This is a genomic window from Enterobacter sp. Li2LvB3 (genome assembly GCF_056156645.1).
Genome location: NZ_JBSICG010000019.1, coordinates 68284 through 90706, shown reverse-complemented (window position 1 = coordinate 90706; position 22423 = coordinate 68284). Strand labels below are relative to the sequence as shown.

The 22423-nt window shown below is 53.7% G+C and carries 23 protein-coding genes; 15 read left to right on the top strand and 8 right to left on the bottom strand.

Annotation, left to right across the window (positions count from 1 at the left end; all coding sequences use genetic code 11):
• Positions 1-56: 56 nt before the first annotated feature.
• From ACS603_RS16240 to psiE, 4 genes are all read left to right on the top strand, one after another.
• Complete coding sequence (locus ACS603_RS16240; protein WP_474944564.1) at positions 57-695, top strand: YjbF family lipoprotein; 639 nt, start codon at positions 57-59, stop codon at positions 693-695.
• Positions 692-1429 carry a capsule biosynthesis GfcC family protein gene (locus tag ACS603_RS16235; RefSeq protein ID WP_474944563.1) on the top strand — a complete coding sequence of 246 codons (738 nt, stop codon included), beginning with the start codon at positions 692-694 and terminating at the stop codon, positions 1427-1429. Before ACS603_RS16240 ends, ACS603_RS16235 begins: the two co-directional genes overlap by 4 nt.
• A complete protein-coding gene (locus ACS603_RS16230; protein WP_474944562.1) occupies positions 1429-3525 on the top strand; it encodes a YjbH domain-containing protein in 2097 nt (698 codons plus the stop codon). Before ACS603_RS16235 ends, ACS603_RS16230 begins: the two co-directional genes overlap by 1 nt.
• Positions 3526-3704: 179 nt before the next feature.
• Positions 3705-4115, top strand: coding sequence for a phosphate-starvation-inducible protein PsiE (psiE, locus tag ACS603_RS16225; protein ID WP_000202963.1), 411 nt, complete (start codon positions 3705-3707; stop codon positions 4113-4115).
• A gap of 96 nt (positions 4116-4211) precedes the next feature.
• On the opposite strand, the gene malG is transcribed toward psiE, so the two are convergent.
• The 3 genes from malG to malE all read right to left on the bottom strand — a co-directional run bounded on the left by malG (position 4212) and on the right by malE (position 8111).
• Entirely contained in the window at positions 4212-5102 is an 891-nt protein-coding gene (malG, locus tag ACS603_RS16220; protein WP_182063282.1) for a maltose ABC transporter permease MalG, read from the bottom strand.
• 155 nt (positions 5103-5257) lie between these two features.
• Positions 5258-6799: a maltose ABC transporter permease MalF gene (malF, locus tag ACS603_RS16215; protein ID WP_182063283.1), complete on the bottom strand. Its 1542-nt coding sequence runs from the start codon at positions 6797-6799 to the stop codon at positions 5258-5260.
• A gap of 121 nt (positions 6800-6920) precedes the next feature.
• Entirely contained in the window at positions 6921-8111 is a 1191-nt protein-coding gene (gene malE / locus ACS603_RS16210) for a maltose/maltodextrin ABC transporter substrate-binding protein MalE (protein ID WP_182063284.1), read from the bottom strand.
• A gap of 371 nt (positions 8112-8482) precedes the next feature.
• Between malE and malK the strand changes: the two genes are divergently transcribed.
• The 5 genes from malK (at position 8483) to ubiA (ending at position 13603) form a co-directional block, all read left to right on the top strand.
• Positions 8483-9592 (top strand): maltose/maltodextrin ABC transporter ATP-binding protein MalK, encoded by a 1110-nt coding sequence (malK, locus tag ACS603_RS16205; RefSeq protein ID WP_182063285.1) that lies wholly within the window; start codon positions 8483-8485, stop codon positions 9590-9592.
• Between the two features lie 71 nt (positions 9593-9663).
• The gene (locus ACS603_RS16200) at positions 9664-10977 is read left to right on the top strand and encodes a maltoporin (RefSeq protein WP_182063286.1); all 1314 of its coding nucleotides are present in this window, start codon (positions 9664-9666) and stop codon (positions 10975-10977) included.
• A gap of 114 nt (positions 10978-11091) precedes the next feature.
• Positions 11092-12045 carry a maltose operon protein MalM gene (gene malM / locus ACS603_RS16195; protein WP_182063287.1) on the top strand — a complete coding sequence of 318 codons (954 nt, stop codon included), beginning with the start codon at positions 11092-11094 and terminating at the stop codon, positions 12043-12045.
• A gap of 178 nt (positions 12046-12223) precedes the next feature.
• On the top strand, positions 12224-12721 hold the full coding sequence (gene ubiC / locus ACS603_RS16190; protein WP_182063288.1) for a chorismate lyase: 498 nt from the start codon (positions 12224-12226) through the stop codon (positions 12719-12721).
• 12 nt (positions 12722-12733) lie between these two features.
• Entirely contained in the window at positions 12734-13603 is an 870-nt protein-coding gene (ubiA, locus tag ACS603_RS16185; RefSeq protein WP_315687576.1) for a 4-hydroxybenzoate octaprenyltransferase, read from the top strand.
• Positions 13604-13691: 88 nt separating this feature from the next.
• On the opposite strand, the gene plsB is transcribed toward ubiA, so the two are convergent.
• Complete coding sequence (plsB, locus tag ACS603_RS16180; RefSeq protein ID WP_182063290.1) at positions 13692-16112, bottom strand: glycerol-3-phosphate 1-O-acyltransferase PlsB; 2421 nt, start codon at positions 16110-16112, stop codon at positions 13692-13694.
• A gap of 153 nt (positions 16113-16265) precedes the next feature.
• Here plsB and ACS603_RS16175 point away from each other — a divergent pair, with 153 nt between their 5' ends.
• From ACS603_RS16175 to ACS603_RS16160, 4 genes are all read left to right on the top strand, one after another.
• Positions 16266-16634, top strand: a complete 369-nt coding sequence (locus tag ACS603_RS16175) for a diacylglycerol kinase (protein WP_014068500.1) — start codon at positions 16266-16268, stop codon at positions 16632-16634.
• Positions 16635-16742: 108 nt separating this feature from the next.
• Positions 16743-17351 (top strand): transcriptional repressor LexA, encoded by a 609-nt coding sequence (gene lexA, locus ACS603_RS16170; protein WP_182063291.1) that lies wholly within the window; start codon positions 16743-16745, stop codon positions 17349-17351.
• A 63-nt stretch (positions 17352-17414) separates the two neighbouring features.
• Entirely contained in the window at positions 17415-18752 is a 1338-nt protein-coding gene (dinF, locus tag ACS603_RS16165) for an MATE family efflux transporter DinF (protein WP_474944561.1), read from the top strand.
• Positions 18753-18872: 120 nt separating this feature from the next.
• Positions 18873-19082 (top strand): CsbD family protein, encoded by a 210-nt coding sequence (locus ACS603_RS16160; RefSeq protein ID WP_028017939.1) that lies wholly within the window; start codon positions 18873-18875, stop codon positions 19080-19082.
• 69 nt (positions 19083-19151) lie between these two features.
• Here ACS603_RS16160 and zur read toward each other — a convergent pair whose 3' ends face one another.
• Entirely contained in the window at positions 19152-19664 is a 513-nt protein-coding gene (zur, locus tag ACS603_RS16155) for a zinc uptake transcriptional repressor Zur (protein WP_182063293.1), read from the bottom strand.
• A 116-nt stretch (positions 19665-19780) separates the two neighbouring features.
• Here zur and ACS603_RS16150 point away from each other — a divergent pair, with 116 nt between their 5' ends.
• Together ACS603_RS16150 and ACS603_RS16145 are read left to right on the top strand one after the other, a co-directional pair.
• Positions 19781-20269: a cupin domain-containing protein gene (locus ACS603_RS16150; protein ID WP_166718264.1), complete on the top strand. Its 489-nt coding sequence runs from the start codon at positions 19781-19783 to the stop codon at positions 20267-20269.
• Positions 20270-20439: 170 nt separating this feature from the next.
• Positions 20440-21687 carry a conjugal transfer protein TraF gene (locus tag ACS603_RS16145; RefSeq protein WP_474944560.1) on the top strand — a complete coding sequence of 416 codons (1248 nt, stop codon included), beginning with the start codon at positions 20440-20442 and terminating at the stop codon, positions 21685-21687.
• A 32-nt stretch (positions 21688-21719) separates the two neighbouring features.
• Here the strand turns inward: ACS603_RS16145 and ACS603_RS16140 are convergent, their stop codons facing one another.
• Genes ACS603_RS16140 through ACS603_RS16130 form a run of 3 tightly spaced genes read right to left on the bottom strand, consistent with a single transcriptional unit; the run spans position 21720 to position 22317 of the window.
• Positions 21720-22055 carry a type II toxin-antitoxin system HicB family antitoxin gene (locus ACS603_RS16140; protein WP_014068507.1) on the bottom strand — a complete coding sequence of 112 codons (336 nt, stop codon included), beginning with the start codon at positions 22053-22055 and terminating at the stop codon, positions 21720-21722.
• A complete protein-coding gene (locus ACS603_RS16135; protein ID WP_474944559.1) occupies positions 22052-22198 on the bottom strand; it encodes a type II toxin-antitoxin system HicA family toxin in 147 nt (48 codons plus the stop codon). Before ACS603_RS16135 ends, ACS603_RS16140 begins: the two co-directional genes overlap by 4 nt.
• On the bottom strand, positions 22171-22317 hold the full coding sequence (locus ACS603_RS16130) for a hypothetical protein (protein WP_474944570.1): 147 nt from the start codon (positions 22315-22317) through the stop codon (positions 22171-22173). The genes ACS603_RS16135 and ACS603_RS16130 overlap by 28 nt, the downstream gene beginning before the upstream one ends.
• Between the last annotated feature and the right edge of the window lie 106 nt (positions 22318-22423).

The window sequence follows — 22423 nt, the reverse complement described above, 5'->3', positions numbered from 1 at the left end:
TGTTTTAATCATAACCACACTTCGGTGTGGTTATTTCGCCCCTTCGGAGAAGAGTCGTGAAGCGACCTGCAATCATCATGATTTGCCTGCTCTTGCAGGCGTGCTCAGCCACCACTAAAGGGCTGGGGAATTCGCTGTGGGACAGCCTGTTTGGTACGCCTGGCGTCCATCTTACTGATGACGATATCCAGAACATGCCTTATGCCAGCCAGTACATGCAGTTAAACGATGGCCCACAACTGTTTGTGGTGCTCGCTTTCGATGAAAACGGGCAGCAGAAATGGGTGACGCAGGATCAGGCCACCATCGTGACGCAGCATGGTCGCATCGTAAAAACGCTGCTCGGCGGCGACAACCTGCTTGAGGTCAACAACCTTGCGGCCGACCCGCTCATCAAGCCGAATCAGGTAACCGACGGCGCAAGCTGGACACGCACGATGGGCTGGACGGAACACAAACAGGTGCGCTACGCCACGGCACACTCTGTATTCCGCTGGGACGGTACGGACAGCGTAAGGGTCGGCAGTGATGAAACCCAGGTTCGCGTGCTGGATGAAGCGGTCACGACCGACCAGGCAAGCTGGCATAACCGCTACTGGGTGGATGAAGAAGGGCAGATACGCCAGTCACTACAGTACCTCGGCGCTAATTTCTTCCCGGTAAAAACCACTCTGATCAAGGCGGCGAAACCATGAAAATCCGCACTAGCATGGCGCTGATCCTGTGCCTTGCCGCGCCGCTGGCCTGGTCTGCGGGCACGGTGAAGGTTTACACGCCTGACAGCACACAACCCAAAACCTTAACCAATGCCGGGCATCTGCTTGATCTTGTCGGTCAGCCAAGGCTTGCAAACAGCTGGTGGCCCGGGGCTGTTATCAGCGAGCGTCAGGCAACGGTGCTGGCAGAACAAAAACAGCGCGCGTTGCTCGCAAGGCTTACCGGCCTTGCAGAACAGGAAGATGGCGATGACGCGGCGGCACTCAACAGCGTTCGCCAGCAGATGCAGACGCTGAAGATAACCGGCCGCCAGCAGATCAATCTCGACCCGGATGCGGTGAGAGTGGCAGAGAACGGCAACCCAACGCTCGAAGGGGAGTACACGCTCTGGCTTCCGGCTCAGCCTTCAACCATCACCGTGATGGGGCTTGTCAGCAGTCCGGGTAAAAAGCCCTTCACGCCAGGGCGCGATGTGGCGAGTTACCTTGACGAGCAGAGCGTGTTAAGCGGCGCGGATAACAGCTACGCCTGGGTAGTTTATCCCGACGGGCGCACGCAAAAAGTCCCCGTGGCCTACTGGAACAAACGCCATATCGAGCCCATGCCCGGCAGCGTGATTTTTGTCGGCTTTGCCGACCACTTCTGGACGAAGGCATATGACGGACTCAACGCCGATATCCTTCACACCCTGATGCAGCGGATACCGGATTAATGAAAAGAACTTATCTCTACAGCATGTTAGCGCTGTGCGTTAGCGCTGCCTGCCATGCAGAAACGTATCCGGCGCCTGTTGGTCCATCGCAATCGGACTTCGGCGGTGTCGGGTTAATGCAAACGCCCACGGCACGCATGGCGCGTGAAGGGGAACTGAGCCTTAACTATCGCGATAACGATCAGTACCGCTATTACTCTGCTTCTGTGCAGCTGTTTCCATGGCTTGAAACCACGCTGCGTTATACCGATGTGCGCACCAAAAAATACAGCAGCGTAGAGGCATTCTCCGGCGACCAGACATACAAAGATAAAGCTTTCGACGTCAAACTGCGATTATGGGAAGAGAGCTACTGGATGCCACAAGTGTCCGTGGGGGCGCGGGATATCGGCGGTACGGGCTTGTTTGATGCGGAGTATATTGTTGCCAGCAAAGCCTGGGGCCCGTTTGATTTCTCGTTGGGTATGGGCTGGGGGTATCTCGGCACCAGCAGTAACGTGAAAAACCCGTTCTGCTCCTACAGCGACAAATATTGTTATCGCGACAACAGCTACCAGAAAGCCGGCTCCATCAACGGCGACCAGATGTTCCATGGCCCAGCCTCACTGTTTGGCGGCGTAGAATACCAGACGCCGTGGCAGCCATTACGCCTCAAGCTGGAGTACGAAGGGAATAACTACAGCGACGATTTCGCCGGGAAGATTGAGCAGAAGAGCAAGTTTAACGTCGGCGCCATTTACCGCGTCACCGATTGGGCCGACGTTAACCTCAGCTATGAGCGCGGTAACACCGTGATGTTTGGTTTCACCCTGCGCACCAACTTCAATGATATGCGGCCGCATTACAACGACAATGCACGGCCTGCGTATCAGCCCGAGCCGCAGGACGCCATTATTCAGCACTCCGTGGTGGCCAACCAGCTTACGCTGCTGAAATACAACGCGGGCCTGGCGGATCCGAAAATTCAGGTGAAAGGCGACACACTTTACGTCACCGGCGAGCAGGTGAAATACCGCGACTCGCGTGAAGGGATCGAGCGCGCCAACCGGATAATCATGAACGATCTGCCGGACGGGATCCGCACGATCCGCGTCACGGAAAACCGCCTTAACTTACCGCAGGTGACCACGGAAACGGATGTGGCCAGCCTGAAACGCCATCTGGAAGGTGAACCGCTGGGCCATGAAACCGAGCTGGTGCAAAAACGCATTGAGCCCGTTGTGCCTGATACCACCGAGCAGGGCTGGTATATCGATAAATCGCGCTTTGATTTCCATATCGATCCGGTGCTGAACCAGTCCGTCGGCGGGCCGGAAAACTTCTACATGTATCAGCTGGGTGTAATGGCCACGGCGGATCTGTGGGTTACTGACCATCTGCTGACCACTGGTAGTCTGTTTGGCAACATCGCCAACAACTACGACAAATTCAACTACACCAACCCGCCAAACGACTCGAAGCTGCCGCGCGTGCGTACACGCGTGCGTGAGTACGTGCAGAATAATGCCTATGTGAATAACCTCCAGGCGAACTACTTCCAGTACTTCGGCAACGGTTTCTACGGCCAGGTGTACGGTGGCTATCTGGAAACCATGTACGGCGGCGCGGGGGCAGAGGTGCTTTACCGTCCTGTTGACAGCAACTGGGCGTTTGGAGTGGATGCCAACTACGTGAAACAGCGTGACTGGCGCAGTGCGCAGGACATGATGAAGTTCACCGATTACAGCGTTAAAACAGGCCATCTGACGGCCTACTGGACGCCATCGTTCGCCCCGGATGTGCTGGTCAAAGCCAGCGTCGGGCAGTATCTGGCGGGGGATAAAGGCGGTACGCTGGATATCTCTAAACACTTCGACAGCGGTGTTGTGGTGGGCGGTTATGCCACTATCACCAACGTGTCACCGGATGAATACGGGGAAGGGGACTTCACCAAAGGGGTGTATGTATCGATTCCGCTGGATCTGTTCTCCACCAGTGCGACGCGCAGCCGCGCGGCAATCGGCTGGACGCCACTCACGCGTGACGGTGGCCAGCAGCTTGGGCGTAAGTTCCAGCTGTACGACATGACCAGCGATAAGAACATTAACTTCCGCTGATGTTTGTTTGCCCGGTGGCGCTGCGCTTACCGGGCCTACGATAGTGTTTTTTGTAGGCCGGGCAAACGCAGTGCCGCCCGGCAAGAATGCTCATGCGGACAAAACATAAACAAAAAATATAGATCTCCGTCACATTTTTGCGTTATACAGGAACCTCGCCCTGGAGAATGAGGTGCTGTATGACATCCCTGACTCGTCCGCGCGTTGAGTTTATCTCAACAATCCTCCAGACCGTGCTGAATCTCGGTCTGCTGAGCCTTGGTCTGATACTGGTCGTCTTTCTGGGAAAAGAAACGGTGCATCTGGCGGATGTGCTGTTCGCCCCTGAACAAACCAGCAAATATGCGCTGGTAGAAGGACTGGTGGTCTACTTTCTCTACTTTGAATTTATCGCCCTGATTGTGAAGTATTTTCAGTCAGGCTTTCACTTCCCGCTACGCTATTTTGTCTACATTGGGATCACGGCGATAGTGCGGCTGATCATCGTCGATCATAAATCTCCCCTGGATGTGCTGATCTACTCGGCGGCGATCCTGCTTTTGGTTATCACCCTCTGGCTGTGCAACTCTAAACGGCTGAAACGAGAATAAAAAAAGGGCGCTCCGAAGAGCGCCTAACAACAGTCACAAGTTGGGTCAATACAATACGTCAAAGTTGAGGGTTGCAGTGGCATAACACAATGAAACTTAGCCTTTTACACCGCCCGCCGTCAGGCCGTTAACCAGCCAGCGCTGCGCCAGCAGGAACACCACGGTAATCGGGATGGCAGAGAGTACAGCTGCCGCAGCAAAGTCGCCCCACAGGTAGTTTTGCGGGTTGAGGTATTGCTGCATCCCTACCGCCAGGGTGTAGCTGTTCACATCGCGCAGTAACAGAGACGCGACCGGCACTTCGGTGATAGCGGCGATAAACGACAGGATAAACACCACCGCCAGGATAGGCACCGACAGTGGCAGCAGTACCAGACGGAACGCCTGCCATGGGGTTGCGCCATCCAGCGCCGCCGCTTCTTCCAGCGAGTTGTCGATGGTTTCGAAATACCCTTTGATGGTCCACACATGCAGTGCGATACCGCCAAGATAGGCGAAGATCACGCCGCCGTGCGTGTTCAGGCCGATAAACGGCACATACTGCCCAAGGCGGTCAAACAAGGCATACAAGGCGACCAGAGACAGTACCGCCGGGAACATCTGGAAAATCAACATCCCTTTCAGCAGTGTAGCTTTGCCCGGGAAGCGCATACGGGCGAAAGCATACGCACAGGTGGTTGAGAGCGTTACGATACCAATCGCGGTGATCCCGGCGATTTTTATCGAGTTCCACAGCCACAGCAGCACCGGGAACGGTGGCGGCGTGACGCGGCCATCCGCATGTTCCACGCTAAAGCCAAGCGCTAACTTCCAGTGTTCCCAGGAGATTTCATCCGGGATCAGGCTACCTGTCGCAAAGTTACCCGAGCGCAGGGAGATGGCGATGACCATCAGCAGCGGGAACATAATAGCCGCGATAAATATCAGCAGGCCTAAATGCGTCGCGAAGAGGCGCAATTTCTGAGATTTGGGTTGAACCATAGACATAGTCTTCTTTACTCCTTAACACCGCTCCAGGCTATTTTGCTTGCCATTTTGAACGCTGGCAGTGCTCAGAATCCTCACGTACTTCGTGTACGCTCCGGTTCTTGCGCGCTGGCAGCGTCCAAACTGGCTGCGCCAATGACGCCTGGTGATTCCAGTTAGTCAAATTTCATTCGTGTAGCTTTCAGATTCACAATCGCCAGAGCGCCTACCAGCAGGAAGATCAGGGTGGCAATCGCCGCCGCCAGACCGAAGTCCTGACCACCGCCACCTTCGAAGGCGATACGGTAGGTGTAGCTCACGAGCAGGTCGGTATAGCCTGCGGGCGTTGTGGTGCCAAGACGGTCAGGGCCGCCGTTGGTCAACAGCTGAATCAGTACGAAGTTGTTAAAGTTAAAAGCAAAGCTTGCAATCATCAGCGGCGTCAGCGGTTTAATAAGCAGCGGCAGCGTGATTTTAAAGAAGTTCTGGAACGGGCCAGCGCCATCCATTGCCGAGGCTTCGTACAGGTCGTCCGGGATGGCTTTCAGCAGGCCCATGCACAGGATCATCATGTACGGATAACCAAGCCAGGTGTTCACGATGATAATCATCGAACGGGCCGTTGTCGGGTCGCTGAACCAGGCCGGTTTGATACCGAACAGTGCGCTCAGCATCATGTTGATTTCACCGAAGCTCTGGTTAAACAGCCCTTTGAAAATCAGAATCGAGATAAACGATGGTACGGCATACGGCAGGATAAGCAGCACGCGGTAAATCGCTTTGCCTTTCAGGGATTCCCACTGTACGAGACACGCCAGCACCATGCCCACGGCAACGGTCAGGATCACGGTCAGCACCGAGAAGACGACCGTCCAGACAAAGATGGCGAAGAAGGGTTTTTGAATGCCTTCATCGGTAAACACGCGGGCAAAGTTGTCCCAGCCGATGGTCACGGTATAGCCCGGGCTGAGTTTGTCATCACCCCATTTGCCATCGGCAGTGATGGACTGATAGAAACCAATGTCGTTGTTCGGGCGATATTTCACGCCGCTCTGGTTGTTAGTCAGCGTGCCGTCATTGGCCAGTGTGTAAAGCGGCTGAGTGCCGGAGAACTGGCGCAGTGAACTCATGGTCACTTTGCTTTCATCGGGCAGCATGGCAGTCAACTGGGTCAGTGCCAGGCGGTTCTGGGTAATGATTCGCAGGTTGGCGCGTTCACCTTCCGGCAGGGCGGCCTCTTTTAAGGCCAGCTTCTGTTCGCCGCCGAATTTGAACGTGTCGGAAACAAAGCTTTTACCGCTCTCTTCGTCAGTGAGTGCTAACTTCCACTCATCACCCGCAGGATACAAGCCGAAGTTGAAGGTCTTACCCGCCTGGTATGAGCGATCCAGAAGCACCTGCGTTGCGCGTTCTTGCGCCAGCTGGTTGGTGCTGCTGTAGTTAGTAAAGGCGATAGCAATGGTACAAATCAGCGGGAACAGGACGAACAGCCCCATCCCGGCGACCCCCGGATAAACGTAACGCCATGCATAGGCTTTACGATTAGCGAAAATATACAGGCCAGCAGAGCTTAAAATCAGCGTCACGATGGCGAACAGGTACTCCCCCTGTACGTACATTAAAACAATCAAGTAGCCCACCAGCAGGCATAACAGACCAATCACTGACCATTTCAGTGTGTCACTTTGCCACCAGTGTTTCTTTTTAATGACATCCATGGGGTTCTTCCTCTACAACGGTGAAAACTTATTGTCAGGTGGCGCTGCGCTTACCTGACCTACGGATCGTGCCGTAGTCGTAGGGCGGGTAAGCGCAAGCGCCACCCGCCGTTTTTCTGACTTACTTGGTGATACGGCCCTGAGCATCTTTCAGCGCAGCATCAACAGTCTGACGACCGCTTGCGGCGTTAATGACCGCAGTACGGGTGGCATACCAGAATGCGGCCATTTGTGGGATGTTCGGCATGATTTCGCCTTTCTGGGCGTTATCCATGGTGGCCGCGATACGTGGGTCTTTTGCTAAATGATCCTGGAAGGATTTCAGCGCAACAGCACCCAGCGGTTTGTCCTTGTTCACTTCATCCAGACCCTGATCGGTCAGCAGGTAGTTTTCCAGGAACTCTTTCGCCAGCTCTTTGTTCGGGCTGGCGGCGTTGATACCTGCGCTCAGCACGCCAACGAACGGTTTAGACGGCTTGCCTTTGAACGTTGGCAGCAGCGTTACGCCGTAGTTGATTTTGCTCTTGTCGATGTTGGTCCAGGCCCACGGACCGTTGATGGTCATCGCGGTTTCGCCTTTGTTGAACGCAGCTTCCGCGATGGAGTAATCGGTATCAGCGTTCATGTGTTTGTTCTTGATAAGGTCAACCAGGAAGGTCAGACCCGCTTTCGCGCCAGCGCTGTCCACGCCCACGTCTTTCACGTCATACTTGCCGTTTGCAAATTTGAACGCGTAACCACCGTCGGCGGCAATCAGCGGCCAGGTGAAGTACGGTTCTTGCAGGTTGAACATCAGCGCAGATTTACCTTTCGCCTTCAGCGCTTTATCCAGAGCAGGGATCTCTTCCCAGGTTTTCGGTGGGTTTGGCACCAGGTCTTTGTTGTAGATCAGAGAGAGGGCTTCAACCGCGATTGGGTAGGCGATCAGCTTGCCGTTATAGCGAACGGCATCCCAGGTGAACGGGAACAGTTTGTCCTGGAACGCTTTGTCTGGCGTAACTTCAGCCAGCAGGCCAGATTGTGCGTAACCGCCGAAACGGTCATGCGCCCAGAAGATGATGTCCGGGCCATCGCCCGTTGCAGCAACTTGTGGGAATTTCTCTTCCAGTTTATCCGGGTGTTCAATGGTGACTTTGATACCCGTGTCTTTCTCGAATTTTTTACCCACTTCGGCCAGGCCGTTATAGCCTTTATCGCCGTTAATCCAGATAACCAGCTTACCTTCTTCAATTTTGGCGAGAGCCGGTGCGGAAATCATCATTGCTGCCAGGGCGGACAATGCGAAAACGCGTGCGCCAGTCTTGATCTTCATATCTGCCATCCTTTTTTGGTGATGTGCTCGTGGATACACTGAGGTGGTTCAACGTGACTCAGTCTCCTTATTTGACATCCTCTTTCCATCCTCCTGAGCCCTACGCCCCACCCCCTGTTTGTGTGATCTCTGTTGCATAAATTTAAGTTATGAGTGCTGGCGCACATAAAAACACACTGAATTTTGCAGGCCGCTTCACGATTTTAGTATCAGCGCCCCAGACGCGGTCGCAGAGCCTGCTCTCTCATCCTCCCGTCTCCTCCCCCATAAAAAAGCCGGGGGTGGAGGATTCACGAAAGTTATGGATACCCCATAGTGAACTTATCTTGAATGTTTCTGTCGGTGACAGGTTGTAACGAAGGGAGAAGGGCATGGCGAGCGTACAGCTGCGTAATGTAACGAAAGCCTGGGGCGACGTAGTGGTGTCGAAAGACATCAATCTGGACATCACCGAAGGTGAGTTTGTGGTGTTTGTTGGCCCATCAGGCTGCGGTAAATCTACTCTGCTGCGTATGATTGCCGGTCTTGAAACGATCACCAGTGGCGATTTGTTCATTGGTGAAACCCGTATGAACGACATCCCGCCTGCCGAACGTGGTGTAGGCATGGTGTTCCAGTCTTATGCACTTTATCCACACCTGTCCGTTGCCGAAAACATGTCATTTGGCCTGAAGCTGGCAGGGGCGAAAAAAGAGGTGATTAACCAGCGTGTGACTCAGGTCGCCGAAGTTTTACAGCTGGCTCACCTGCTGGAGCGTAAACCAAAAGCGCTCTCCGGTGGTCAGCGTCAACGTGTGGCAATTGGCCGTACGCTGGTGGCGGAACCGCGCGTGTTCCTGCTTGATGAACCTCTTTCTAACCTGGATGCCGCACTGCGCGTCCAGATGCGTATCGAAATTTCCCGTCTGCACAAGCGTCTTGGTCGCACCATGATTTACGTCACCCACGATCAGGTCGAAGCGATGACGCTGGCCGACAAGATTGTGGTGCTGGATGCCGGTCGTGTGGCGCAGGTGGGCAAACCGCTGGAGCTTTATCACTACCCGGCAGACCGCTTTGTTGCGGGCTTTATTGGCTCGCCAAAGATGAACTTCCTGCCGGTTAAAGTGACAGCCACCGCGATTGAACAGGTACAGGTGGAGCTGCCAAACCGCCAGCAAGTCTGGCTGCCCGTTGACAGCGCCAACGTACAGGTAGGGGCGAATATGTCCCTCGGAATTCGCCCTGAACATTTACTGCCGAGCCACATCGCTGATGTGACGCTGGAAGGTGAAGTTCAGGTTGTAGAACAGCTTGGTCACGAAACACAGATTCATATCCAGATCCCCGCCATCCGTCAGAACCTGGTTTACCGCCAGAATGACGTGGTGTTGGTAGAAGAGGGTGCCACATTCGCTATCGGCTTGCCGCCAGAGCGTTGCCATCTGTTCCGTGAGGATGGCACTGCATGTCGTCGGCTGCACAAAGAGCCAGGCGTTTAAGCAATCCCAATAAAAGACACGAAACCATCAGGTGAAGTGTTCAAAGAAAAGCAATGATCTCAGGAGATAGAATGATGATTACTCTGCGCAAACAAGTCCCTCTGGCGATCGCCATTGCGGCAGGCATCCTGTCTGCCCAGGCAGGAGCCGTAGACTTTAAAGGTTATGCTCGTTCCGGCATTGGCTGGACCGGGAGTGGCGGTGAACAACAATGTTTCCAGGCAACAGGTGCTCAAAGTAAATACCGTCTTGGTAACGAATGTGAAACGTATGCCGAGTTAAAACTGGGCCAGGAAGTATGGAAAGAAGGCGATAAGAGCTTCTATTTCGATACTAACGTAGCGTATTCCGTTTCTCAGCAGAACGACTGGGAATCCACCAGCCCGGCTTTCCGTGAAGCTAACGTGCAGGGTAAAAACCTCATCGACGCACTGCCAGGTTCTACCATCTGGGCAGGTAAGCGTTTCTATCAACGTCATGACGTCCACATGATCGACTTCTACTACTGGGATATTTCTGGTCCTGGTGCGGGTATCGAAAACATCGATCTGGGCTTCGGTAAACTTTCTCTGGCAGCGACCCGTTCTTCTGAATCGGGCGGTTCTGCGACCTTCGCTGACCGTGATGCACTGGGTAACCGTATTTATGACAACCTGGTACCGAACGATGTCTTCGACGTCCGTTTAGCACAGATGCAGGTCAACGAAGGCGGTACGCTGGAGTTCGGTGTTGACTACGGTCACACCAACATTCCAGACGACTACTACCTGCAACCTGGCGCGTCTAAAGACGGCTGGATGTTCACCGCTGAACATACCCAAAGTATGCTGAAGGGCTTCAACAAGTTCGTTCTGCAATACGCAACTGACTCTATGACCTCCAACGGTAAAGGCCGTCCTGAAGGTGGTAGCATCAACAACAACGGTGACATGTGGCGCGTGCTGGACCACGGTGCGATCTCTCTGGGCGACTCCTGGGACCTGATGTACGTGGGCATGTACCAGGACATCAACCTGGATAACAACAACGGCACCAAATGGTGGACCGTCGGTGTTCGTCCTATGTACAAATGGACGCCAATCATGAGCACCTTGCTGGAAGTTGGCTACGACAACGTCAAATCTCAGAAAACTGACGATACCAACAGCCAGTACAAAATCACCCTGGCACAACAATGGCAGGCAGGCGACAGCATCTGGTCCCGTCCGGCTATCCGTGTCTTCGCAACCTACGCGAAGTGGGATGAGAAATGGGGCTACGCGAACAGCGACTCCGGTACTGGTTATGATTCTGGCGTAGCGTACAGCGACACTTCCGCGAAAACCTTCAGCCGTGGCGACTCTGATGAGTGGACCTTCGGTGCCCAGATGGAAATCTGGTGGTAATACGTAAGACCTGACGTAATGACCTAAAAAGAGGGGCGAAAGCCCCTCTATCCTTAGGGTGCTGCGCGCTATTGCCTGGCCACCGCAGTGCTCACGCTATCAGAGGTAATAACAATGAAAATGAAGAAAAGTCTCGTCGCGCTGTGCCTCTCTGCGGGGCTGCTGGCAAGTGTACCGGCTATCACCTTTGCAGATGTGAATTTCGTTCCTCAGAATACCAGTGCTGCGCCAGCAATTCCGGCGGCGGCGCTCCAGCAACTCGCCTGGACCCCGGTTGATCAATCTAAAGTCCAGTCAACGCAGCTCTCTGCGGGCGGCCAACAGCTTAATGTTCCCGGCATTACTGGCCCGGTTGCCGCCTTTAGCGTACCGGCAAATATCGGTGAACTGACGCTGACCCTGACCAGTGAAGTGAGCAATCAAACCAGCGTATTTGCGCCTAACGTGCTGATCCTTGATCAGAATATGACGCCATCTGCCTTCTTCCCAAGCGAGTACTTTGGCTACCAGGAACCTGGCGTGATGAGCGCTGATCGCCTGGAAGGGAAAATGCGCCTGACGCCTGCGCTGGGTCAGCAGAAGATCTATGTGCTGGTCTTCACCACCGAGAAAGACTTGCAGCAGACCACCAAGCTTATCGACCCGGCTAAAGCCTATGCCAAAGGCACAGGTAACTCGGTACCGGATATCCCGGACCCGTTGGCGCGCCACGTAACCGATGGCCTGCTGAAGCTGAAAGTTTCAACAAACAATGCATCCAGCGTCCTGGTTGGCCCACTGTTTGGCTCCTCCGGCACCGGCCCTGTGACCGTGGGTAATACCGCCGCACCTGTTTATGCTGCTCCAGCCGCTGCGGCAGCTGCACCGGTTGCCGCTGCATCTCAGGCTCCGGCAAAACCATCCGAGCCGGTGCTCAACGATACCGAATCTTACTTTAACAACGCCATTAAGCAGGCTGTTAAGAAAGGCGATGTCGATAAAGCACTGAAGCTGCTTGATGAAGCTGAGCGTTTAGGTTCAACCACTGCCCGTTCCACCTTTATCAGCAGTGTAAAAGGCAAGGGGTAACCGTTTCCCCACAGTGCTGATTTGTTAGTTTTAGTGCGCCTGAGTGGGCGCACTTTTTTTTGTGTCGCCCGCGCTGTTGCGCTGTTGTTGCGATAGTGATCGCTAAATAACGTTTGGCCGCCCTCAATCCGTTTTTCTGCGATACAATGCCATTACGTTATGTATCGGAGAGTCTGGCATGTCACACCCTGCGCTAACGCAACTGCGTGCGCTGCGCTATTTCGACCAAATACCTGCGCTTGACCCGGAGCAGCTTGACTGGTTGCTGCTGGAAGATTCCATGACTAAACGTTTTGAGCAACAGGGCAAAACGGTCACCGTGACGCTGATTCAGGAAGGGTTTGTCACCCCTGAGGCGATTGCCAGTGAGTTGCCGCTGCTGCCAAAAGAAGAACGCTACTGGTTACGTGAGATTTTACTTTGTGCAGATGGCGAGCCGTGGCTTGCCGGGCGGACGGTTGTGCCTGAATCCACCTTGTCCGGGCCGGAATTAGCGCTGCAACAACTGGGGAAAACGCCGCTGGGGCGATATCTTTTCACCTCCTCCGAACTTACCCGTGATTTTATTGAGATTGGCCGCGATGCCGATCTGTGGGGGCGCCGTTCCCGCCTTCGCCTGAGCGGTAAACCGTTAATGCTGACGGAGCTTTTTTTACCGGCATCGCCGTTGTACTGAGAGGAAGAAAAAATGGAGTGGAGTCTGAAGCAGAACAAGCTGCTGGCCTATCACCGCTTAATGCGTACTGATAAACCCATCGGCGCGTTGCTGCTGCTGTGGCCTACCCTGTGGGCGCTGTGGGTTGCGACCCCCGGTTTGCCGCCACTGTGGATCCTGGCGGTGTTTGTCGCTGGAGTCTGGCTGATGCGTGCGGCAGGCTGCGTGGTAAACGACTACGCGGACCGTAAATTCGACGGCCACGTGAAACGTACCGCCAACCGCCCGCTACCAAGCGGTCAGGTCACGGAAAAAGAAGCGCGCACGTTGTTTATCGTGCTGGTGGTGCTCTCCTTTTTACTGGTGTTAACCCTCAACACCATGACCATCCTGCTTTCTGTCGCGGCACTGGCGCTGGCCTGGGTGTATCCGTTTATGAAGCGCTATACCCATCTGCCGCAGGTGGTGCTGGGTGCTGCGTTTGGCTGGTCGATTCCGATGGCGTTTGCGGCGGTCAGCGAAACCGTACCGCTCAGCTGTTGGCTGATGTTCCTGGCTAATATCCTGTGGGCCGTGGCGTACGATACCCAGTATGCAATGGTCGACCGCGACGATGACCTGAAAATTGGGATCAAATCGACGGCAATCCTGTTTGGCCGCCAGGACAAGCTGATTATCGGGATTTTGCAGGTAGCGGTGCTGGCGCTGATGGTGGCGATTGGTCGCCTGAACGAGCTGAACTGGGAATTTTACTGGTCAGTGCTGGTTGCCGGGATGCTGTTTGTATATCAGCAAAAGCTGATCGCGAAGCGCGAGCGTGAAGCCTGCTTTAAAGCGTTCCTGAACAATAACTACGTGGGCCTGGTGCTGTTTTTAGGGCTGGCGATGAGTTATTTTTCATAATAAAAAAGCAGCCAGATGGCTGCTTTTTTATTTTCACCCTCTCCCTGTGGGAGAGGGCCGGGGTGAGGGCATCAGGCCGCGATTTACATCATTCGTCCTGCGTCGCGCTCTCAATCGTTAAACGCACATCAGACGTAATCAGATCAGCCAGCATCTGGTAAACCTTCAGCGTCTCTTCTGGCTCGGCATCGCCGGTATCACTGATAAACCCTTCATCACGCAGCGTCAGCACTAAAGAGCTGAATACCGCCTTGTCGAAGAATTCTGGCGCGTTAATGCCGTGCAGTACCGACAGGCGCTGTGCCAGCGTGCGGCTCTCTTTCTCAAGCGTGCCGCGGTTGATGGATGGGTTAGCACTCAACAACCAGAACGTAATGGCATAGCGTTGCAGGGTTTCACGCGCGCCAGCCGCCAGCAGTTGCAGGGTGCGGGAGCGAGATGGGTTGATATGCAGCTCGTCATTATTGACGGTGATAAGCCCCTGACGACGCAGCTCTTCGGTCAATTTATCCAGCTCTGCTGCCAGCTCGGTTTTACTCCAGCGCAGGAACAGCTCGGCTTTCAACATCGGATACAGCGCGTCGACATGACGCAGCAGGTCCTGACGAGAAATACGACGATGCTGGGTAATAATGGCGGCCATCAGCGAAGGCAGCATCAGCATATGCGCGATGTTGTTACGATAGTAAGTCATCAGCACCGCCTGCTCGCGCGGCAGAATGATGATGTCGCCAATCGTATCTTTCTCAACTTCGAACTTATTCATCTGCAAGGCATGATCGATAAGCTCGCTGGCGGTTGCGGCAGGCGCCGTCGAGTCCACTGAGTACGGAACATTCCGCATAATGTCCAGATAGCAATCGAGCTGCTCGGTAAGCTGTTCACGGGTCAGTGAACGCTGACGCGATGCCAGCAGCGCAGTACAGCACAGGTTCATGGCGTTGGCCGCACCTGCGTTGTTAATACGCACCATCAGCTCGGCGGCAATGCCGTTCACCGTTGGCGTCAGCCATGCAGGGCGTATCGCTTCGATAGGGTCGATAGACTCGCGCCATTCCGGGACATGGTGGTTAAGGTAGTTCATCAGCGGCATTGGCTCGCCGAAGTTCACGTAGCCCTGACCCAGATTACGCAGCTTGCTCAGACCGCGCAGCATCTGTGGCAGGCTCTCTTTCTCTTTAGTCGCACCGCGCAGCTCTTTGGCGTACGTTCCCACTTCCATCACGTGCTCGTAACCGATGTATATCGGCACCAGCGTAATTGGGCGGGTACCGCCGCGCAACATGGCCTGGATAGTCATCGACAGCGTGCCGGTTTTCGGATCAAGCAGGCGGCCAGTACGGGAACGCCCACCTTCCACGAAATACTCAACGGAATAACCACGGCTGAACAGCTCGCCCAGATATTCGCGGAATACGGTGGAATAGAGCTTATTACCTTTGAAGGTACGACGAATAAAGAAGGCACCAAGGCGGCGGAAAATCGGCCCTGCTGGCCAGAAGTTCAGGTTAATACCGGCCGCGATGTGCGGTGGCACCAGACCCTGATGATAAAGCACGTAGGAAAGCAGCAGGTAGTCCATGTGGCTGCGGTGGCAGGGCACATAGACAATTTCGTGGCCGTCATGTGCCAGCTGGCGCACGCGCTCGGCGTTGTGGACGTTGATCCCCTGATAGAGGCGGTTCCACGTAAAGCTCAGAATACGATCGGACAGGCGAATCATCTCGTAGGAGAAGTTCGCGGCGATCTCTTCCATCAATGCGATGGCGTTCTGCTGTGCTTTCTCATGCGAAATCTTCTTGCTGCGCGCTTCGTCTTCCACGGCGCGGGCAATGGCTTTAGACGCCAGCAATTTATTGAACAGGTCCTGACGCGCCGGGAGGCGCGGCCCTACGGCTGCAAGACGCTGGCGCGCAAAGTGCATACGTGCCACGCGAGCCAGTTTTTGCGCGATGATTTTATCCGTACCGTGTTCATCTGCCATACGGCGCAGCGACACAGAAGGAGAGAAACGCACGAAGCTATCGCGACCAAGCCAGGACACCGCGAAGAATTTCTGGATACCGTTGAGCATCCGCAGCGGTGGGTTTTCTTCCCCTTTTTCGCGACCTGGGCGACGACCAAACATCACCGATACCGGCACCATCTGCACATCCAAATCAGGATTGCTGCGGTGTAGATCGAGGTAGTCGTGGAACAGCTTGATGGACTCTTCTTTTGGCGTGTAATAGGTAAACACACGCGGCCCGCCGTGAATGAACACGTAGCGCGGCAGCAGAGTACCGTCGATCTCCAGTGGTTCAAGCGGATCGGGTAAATCATGCGCCAGACACTGGGCGCGGAGCGTGAGCAAGTCTGCCTTCGAGTTGTAAGGCAAAACATACATAATAGGGCGAGAGGTATCGAGCCCTAATTCCAGCGCGGGTTCTGCTGGGATAGACTTGCTTTTTACCAGAACGGTTAATGGTAAATTAAGTAATTTGTAGTAAATTCGTGGCCAGCCGGACATAAACGATGTAAAGCCTCTGGTTAATAATGCAATTGCGGCGCAAGGATAACAGAAAGCGCGCAAAATTTCTGTTGTTACCCGTCATACTTCAGGCGGCAGTAAACGCACTGCGTCTATAGTTACTGACGCTATTTCTAATAAAAGGTTCTTTTAATGGCCAATAATACCACTGGGTTAACCCGAATCATCAAAGCTGCCGGCTATTCATGGAAAGGTTTCCGTGCCGCGTGGATCAATGAAGCCGCTTTTCGTCAGGAAGGCGTTGCCGCAATCGTTGCGGTAATCATTGCCTGTTTCCTTGATGTTGATGCCATAACGCGCGTTCTTCTTATTGGTTCTGTGCTTCTGGTGATGATAGTGGAAATTCTCAATAGCGCTATTGAGGCGGTAGTTGATCGTATTGGCTCTGATTTCCATGAGCTCTCTGGTCGTGCAAAAGATATGGGGTCTGCCGCCGTGTTGCTGGCGATTATCACTGCGGTTATCACCTGGGTCACGCTGCTTTGGTCGCATTTCCGATGAGCCTCGAGGAATAATTAAGTCCCTGGTTTTTTGTGCAGTTTTTGGTTCCAAAATCACCTTTGACTGTATATACTCACAGCATAACTGTATATACACCCAGGGGGCGGAATGAAAGCGTTAACGACCAGGCAGCAAGAGGTGTTTGATCTCATCCGGGATCATATCGGCCAGACAGGAATGCCACCTACGCGTGCGGAAATCGCGCAGCGTCTGGGTTTCCGTTCTCCAAATGCTGCCGAGGAACACCTTAAAGCGCTGGCGCGTAAAGGCGTGATTGAGATTGTTTCTGGCGCTTCACGCGGCATCCGTCTGCTGGTAGAAGAAGAGACGGGCATTCCGCTGGTTGGCCGTGTCGCGGCAGGTGAACCTTTGCTCGCACAACAGCATATTGAAGGTCACTATCAGGTCGATCCTGGCATGTTCAAACCGAGTGCAGATTTCCTGCTGCGCGTTAGCGGCATGTCCATGAAAGATATCGGTATTCTCGATGGCGATCTGCTGGCGGTTCATAAGACTCAGGATGTGCGCAACGGCCAGGTGGTGGTGGCGCGTATTGATGACGAAGTTACCGTTAAGCGCCTGAAAAAACAGGGCAATACTGTGCAACTGCTGCCGGAAAACAGCGAATTCTCTCCAATCGTGGTGGATCTTCGCGAACATAACTTCTCCATTGAAGGTCTGGCGGTTGGCGTCATCCGCAACGGAGAATGGCTGTAATCTCCCCCTGACAGGCTACGGAGCCTCCGTAGCCTGATTCATTTCCCACTCCCGGTATTTTTCATGTCACTGCTGACTGCTTCCGATAAGGCATTGTGGCGTCTTGCACTGCCGATGATTTTTTCCAATATCACCGTTCCGCTGTTGGGGCTGGTCGATACGGCGGTTATTGGTCATCTGGATTCACCGGTGTATCTGGGTGGCGTGGCGATTGGCGCAACGGCAACCAGCTTCCTCTTTATGCTGCTGCTTTTTTTACGCATGAGCACCACCGGGTTAACGGCACAGGCGTTTGGCGCAAAAGATCCCCTGCGTCTGGCGCGTGCGCTGGTACAGCCGTTAATTCTGGCGCTGGGTGCGGGTGTACTTATCGTTCTGCTGCGTACACCACTGATTGAGCTGGCATTACACATTGTAGGTGGCAGTGAAGCGGTGCTGGAGCAGGCACGGCTTTTCCTTGATATTCGCTGGCTAAGCGCACCGGCATCTCTGGCGAATCTGGTTCTGCTGGGCTGGTTGCTGGGCGTTCAGTATGCCCGTGCTCCCGTTATCCTGCTGGTTGTCGGGAACGTCCTGAACATAGTGCTCGACCTCTGGCTGGTTATGGGGTTGCACATGAATGTGCAGGGCGCGGCGCTGGCAACGGCTATTGCCGAGTACGGCACGCTGATTATCGGGTTGTGGATGGTCTGGCGTGTTCTGGTTATGCGGGGCATAACACCTGCACTGCTGAAGGCTGCCTGGCGCGGCAATATCCGCAAGCTGCTGGCGCTTAACCGCGACATCATGCTGCGCTCGCTTTTGCTGCAACTGTGCTTTGGCACACTGACGGTCTTTGGCGCGCGGCTTGGCCCGGAAATCGTTGCTGTCAACGCGGTGTTAATGACGCTGCTGACCTTTACCGCCTATGCCCTCGACGGCTTTGCCTACGCGGTAGAAGCCCATTCCGGGCAAGCGTATGGCGCGCGCGAAAGCGGGCAATTACATGATGTCTGGCGTGCTGCATGTCGTCAGGCTGGGCTGGTGGCGCTGGCATTTGCACTCATCTACGCCTGCTTTGGTGAGTATATTGTTGCGCTGCTCACGTCATTACCTGCACTGCGTGAGCTGGCAAGCCACTACATCATCTGGCAGGTGATCTTACCGGTTGTGGGCGTCTGGTGTTATTTACTCGACGGGATGTTCATTGGCGCAACGCGTGGCGCGGAAATGCGTAACAGCATGGCGGTCGCGGCGGGTGGGTTTGGTTTAACGCTGCTCACGGTGCCGTATCTGGGGAATCATGGGTTATGGCTGGCCCTCGCGGTCTTTCTTCTTCTTCGTGGCCTTTCGCTGGCGTTTATCTGGCGTCGTCACTGGAAAAATAATACCTGGCTTTCATCTCGTCACGACATCTCCTGATGGTAAAAGATTCTGAATAAATTCCTGAGTGCCAGATGCTCAACTAAAATTGTTATCACGTCCAGCATGAAATGAAGGTTTTGGGCGGCCCTTTCACTCTTTAACGATGAGGACCTGATGATGAATAAAGACGAAATCAGCGGCAACTGGAAACAGTTCAAAGGTAAAGCGAAAGAGCAATGGGGTAAGCTGACAGATGACGATATGACGGTCATCGAAGGAAAGCGCGATCAGCTTGTCGGTAAAATTCAGGAACGCTATGGCTACGCCAAAGATCAGGCGGAGAAAGAAGTCGGCGACTGGGAAAAGCGTAACGACTATCGCTGGTAGACCGGTAATACCCGCAAGTACAAGGATGTACACCCTGAGGGCGGCCCTGAGCCGCCTTATCTTTTGCCGTTAGCGCGGTTTTTTCTTTACCAGAATGGAGTGGTCATGCTGGCACGCATCCTGATGGCTGCATGATTCGACCTCCACGCACGCAGAGCATAATCCGTGTGCTTCAATCACATTATGGCGCAGGGCGAAGCCCATTTTGGCTGCCAGCGTATGCATAATGTCTTCAACACCTTCTGCACACTCTTCTTTCACCACGCCGCAGCGGTCGCAGATAAACATGGCCGAGGTGTGGGTAGGCTGATCAAATAAATGGCACAGCACATAGCTGTTTGTTGATTCGACCTTGTGCACAAAGCCCTGCTCCAGCAGGAAATCCAGCGCGCGATAGACGGTAGGCGGCTTGGCCTGCGGCTCGCTTGCGCGCAGCAGGTCGAGTAAATCATACGCACTGATGGCGCCCTGTTGCAGGCTCATCAGACGCAATACTTCAAGGCGCTGTGGGGTCAGGCGCACATTGCGTTGCGCACAGAGCTTTTCAGCTTGCGCCAGCAGCTCTTTTGTGGACTTATCCATTTAGCACCTCGGCTGTATATGGGATGGAAAACCCTCACTTTATCATGTTCTGTTAAAAACACCGAGAACCGCCAGGTGTGCTATACCTGAGGCATTGAAATTCGGGGAAACACCTAATGAAAAGACCTGACTGTATTCGACACTGGCGCGATGTGGAAGGCGCGGATGATTCTACTTATCCCGACAGCACTGAGCGTTTTTCCATTGGCGCACCACTGGCCCGTAAACTTGGCCTGGGGCGAATTGGTATTCATCACGAACGCCTGCCGCCAGGGCGGCGTACGTCTTATCCCCATGCGGAAAGTGACGAAGAGGAGTTTATCTATGTACTGGAAGGCTATCCGGAAGCCTGGATAAATGGCTATCTGTGGAAGCTGGAGCCGGGTGATAGCGTGGGGTTTCCGGCCGGAACCGGGGTATGCCATACCTTTATCAACAATACGGATGAAGAGGTCCGGCTGCTGGTCGTTGGCGAGGCCAACAAAAAGCACAACCGCATCTATTATCCACTGAATCCGGTTTATGCCGCCACGCGTGAAGACCGGTGGGTAGACCATCCGCCGCAGTTTTTTGGCCCGCACGATGGAAAACCTGGGCGAAAATAATATCCTCTTCTATAAATATTGAAGGCCGTCACAAAATACAACAGGCCCGGTGGTGATTTAACTTAGGGAAATAGCGGGTCTTTTTGTACTTATTCACAGCAATAGTTCGTTCCTGTTTGGGTGATAACAGACAGGGGTTATTTCATAACAGACTATAAGACGAGCATACTGTGAAGAAACATTTTAAATTTTCGGTGGTTAGCATCGCTGTCTCCTTGTTTATGGCAAATCAGGCGGGAGCAGCCAATACCTGGACAGAAGCGCGTAGTGACGCGATGGGTGGCACGGGCGTAGCGGCAGGCAGCTATGGCAGCGGGGTGTTAATCAACCCGGCATTGCTGGCAAAGGCGAAACCTGACGATGACGTCACCCTTATTTTACCCTCCATTGGCGCGCAGATTTCTGATAAAGACAATCTGCGGGATAAGATTGATGACATCAGCGATGACGTGAACCGTTATCGCAGCACGCTGGATAGCATCAATCTTATCGACCTGTTAAATCCTCTTAGTCCTGCATCGCGGGAAGTTTCTTCTGCGGCAGGCGACCTGGCCGATCAACTGGATTCACTGAAAGGAAAAACTGCCAGCGGTAAAGCGGGTGGTGGGATCGCTGTAAGCATTCCTAATGATGTGCTCTCGGTGGCATTTGTGGCAAAAGCCAACGCGCGTGCACGCGTGAGTTCTTACATCGATCAGGGCGATATCGACAAACTACGGGCAGTGGAAGCTGCACCATCTGCTGTGTTTGGCGTTGATCCGAACGATCTGAAATCGAAAGGTTTTGGCCGTGCGGCAATTGTTTCAGACTACGGCGTGGCGGTGGCGCGTCAGTTTGATATCAGCGGTGTGCCAGTGTCTGTGGGGATCACCCCGAAGCTGCAACAAACCTGGCTGTATAACTACACGGTGTCTATCTACAACTTCAACAGCGACGACATCAACAGCAGCCGTTACCGTAACGATGACACCGGGTTTAACGTCGATGCGGGTATTGCCGCTGACTTTGGCGATAACTGGACGGTCGGCCTGACCGGGCATAACCTCTTCTCGCGCGATATCGATACCAAAGAGGTGGATGGCGTGCGCGATACCTACCAGATAAGCCCTGTCGTCACCGCTGGTGCAGCATGGCATACCGATCTTCTGACCCTGACTGCGGATGGCGACCTGACGGAAACCAAAGGCTTTAAAAGTGAAGAGAACTCTCAGTACGTGGGTGTTGGTGCAGAAGTTACTCCGTTGAGCTGGCTGGCGGTTCGCGCCGGTTACCGGGCAGACGTGAAGAACAATGACAGCAACGTCTTTACGGCGGGTGTCGGGTTCGCACCGCTCAACACGGTACATGTCGACCTGATGGGCCTGTACGGTGAAGACGAAACCTGGGGGGCGGGAGCACAGTTGACTCTGGCATTCTAAGAAAAAAGGCACCAGCAATGGTGCCTTTTAACTTATCCATGCGCCGCTTTAGTGAGCGTATCGCTGATCCACTGGTTAACGCTTTTACCTGACACTTCAGCTGCGATATTAATCGCAGAGTGAATTTCCGGCGCTATTCGTAAACTGATTTTCCCGCTTGCCGGACGCAGGGGCTCTCGACCTTGTTCTGTGCAGTAAGCAAGATAATCATCAACGGCTTCTTCAAAGGCTGTACGGAGGCCAGAAACATTATCTGCATGAAAACCAATAACATCTCTTATACCTGCTACATGCCCAACGAAGCACAGGTCTTCATCACTGTAATCGATTTTTGCGGCATAGCCTTTATAAGTCATGGTGTTAATCATGGAGATACTCCTGTTGCGATGAGAAAAGCCATTGCGTCGCGAACCTGGTAAACCTTCGCTTCTTTATCCGGATGAGGACGATGAAACGAAGCTACAACTCCATTAATTTCGAATCTCACCCTTGAGCCGTTACCTTCAGACATTTTGCACCCAGCGCGATAAAAAGTGCTTCAATTTTGCGCCATTCCAGAGAGCAAGGTGTTGGTAAAGAGAAAATTAACTGCAATGTTTTTTGGTGGCGGGCGTTCAATGTTTTCATCATTTGTATATTCCATTCAATGTTAATCCTCCGCCAGGTTGAGAATAATGATATCATTTTTTGATATCACATTAAGTCGAATCGTATCCTTTTTGAGCCTGTGCTATAG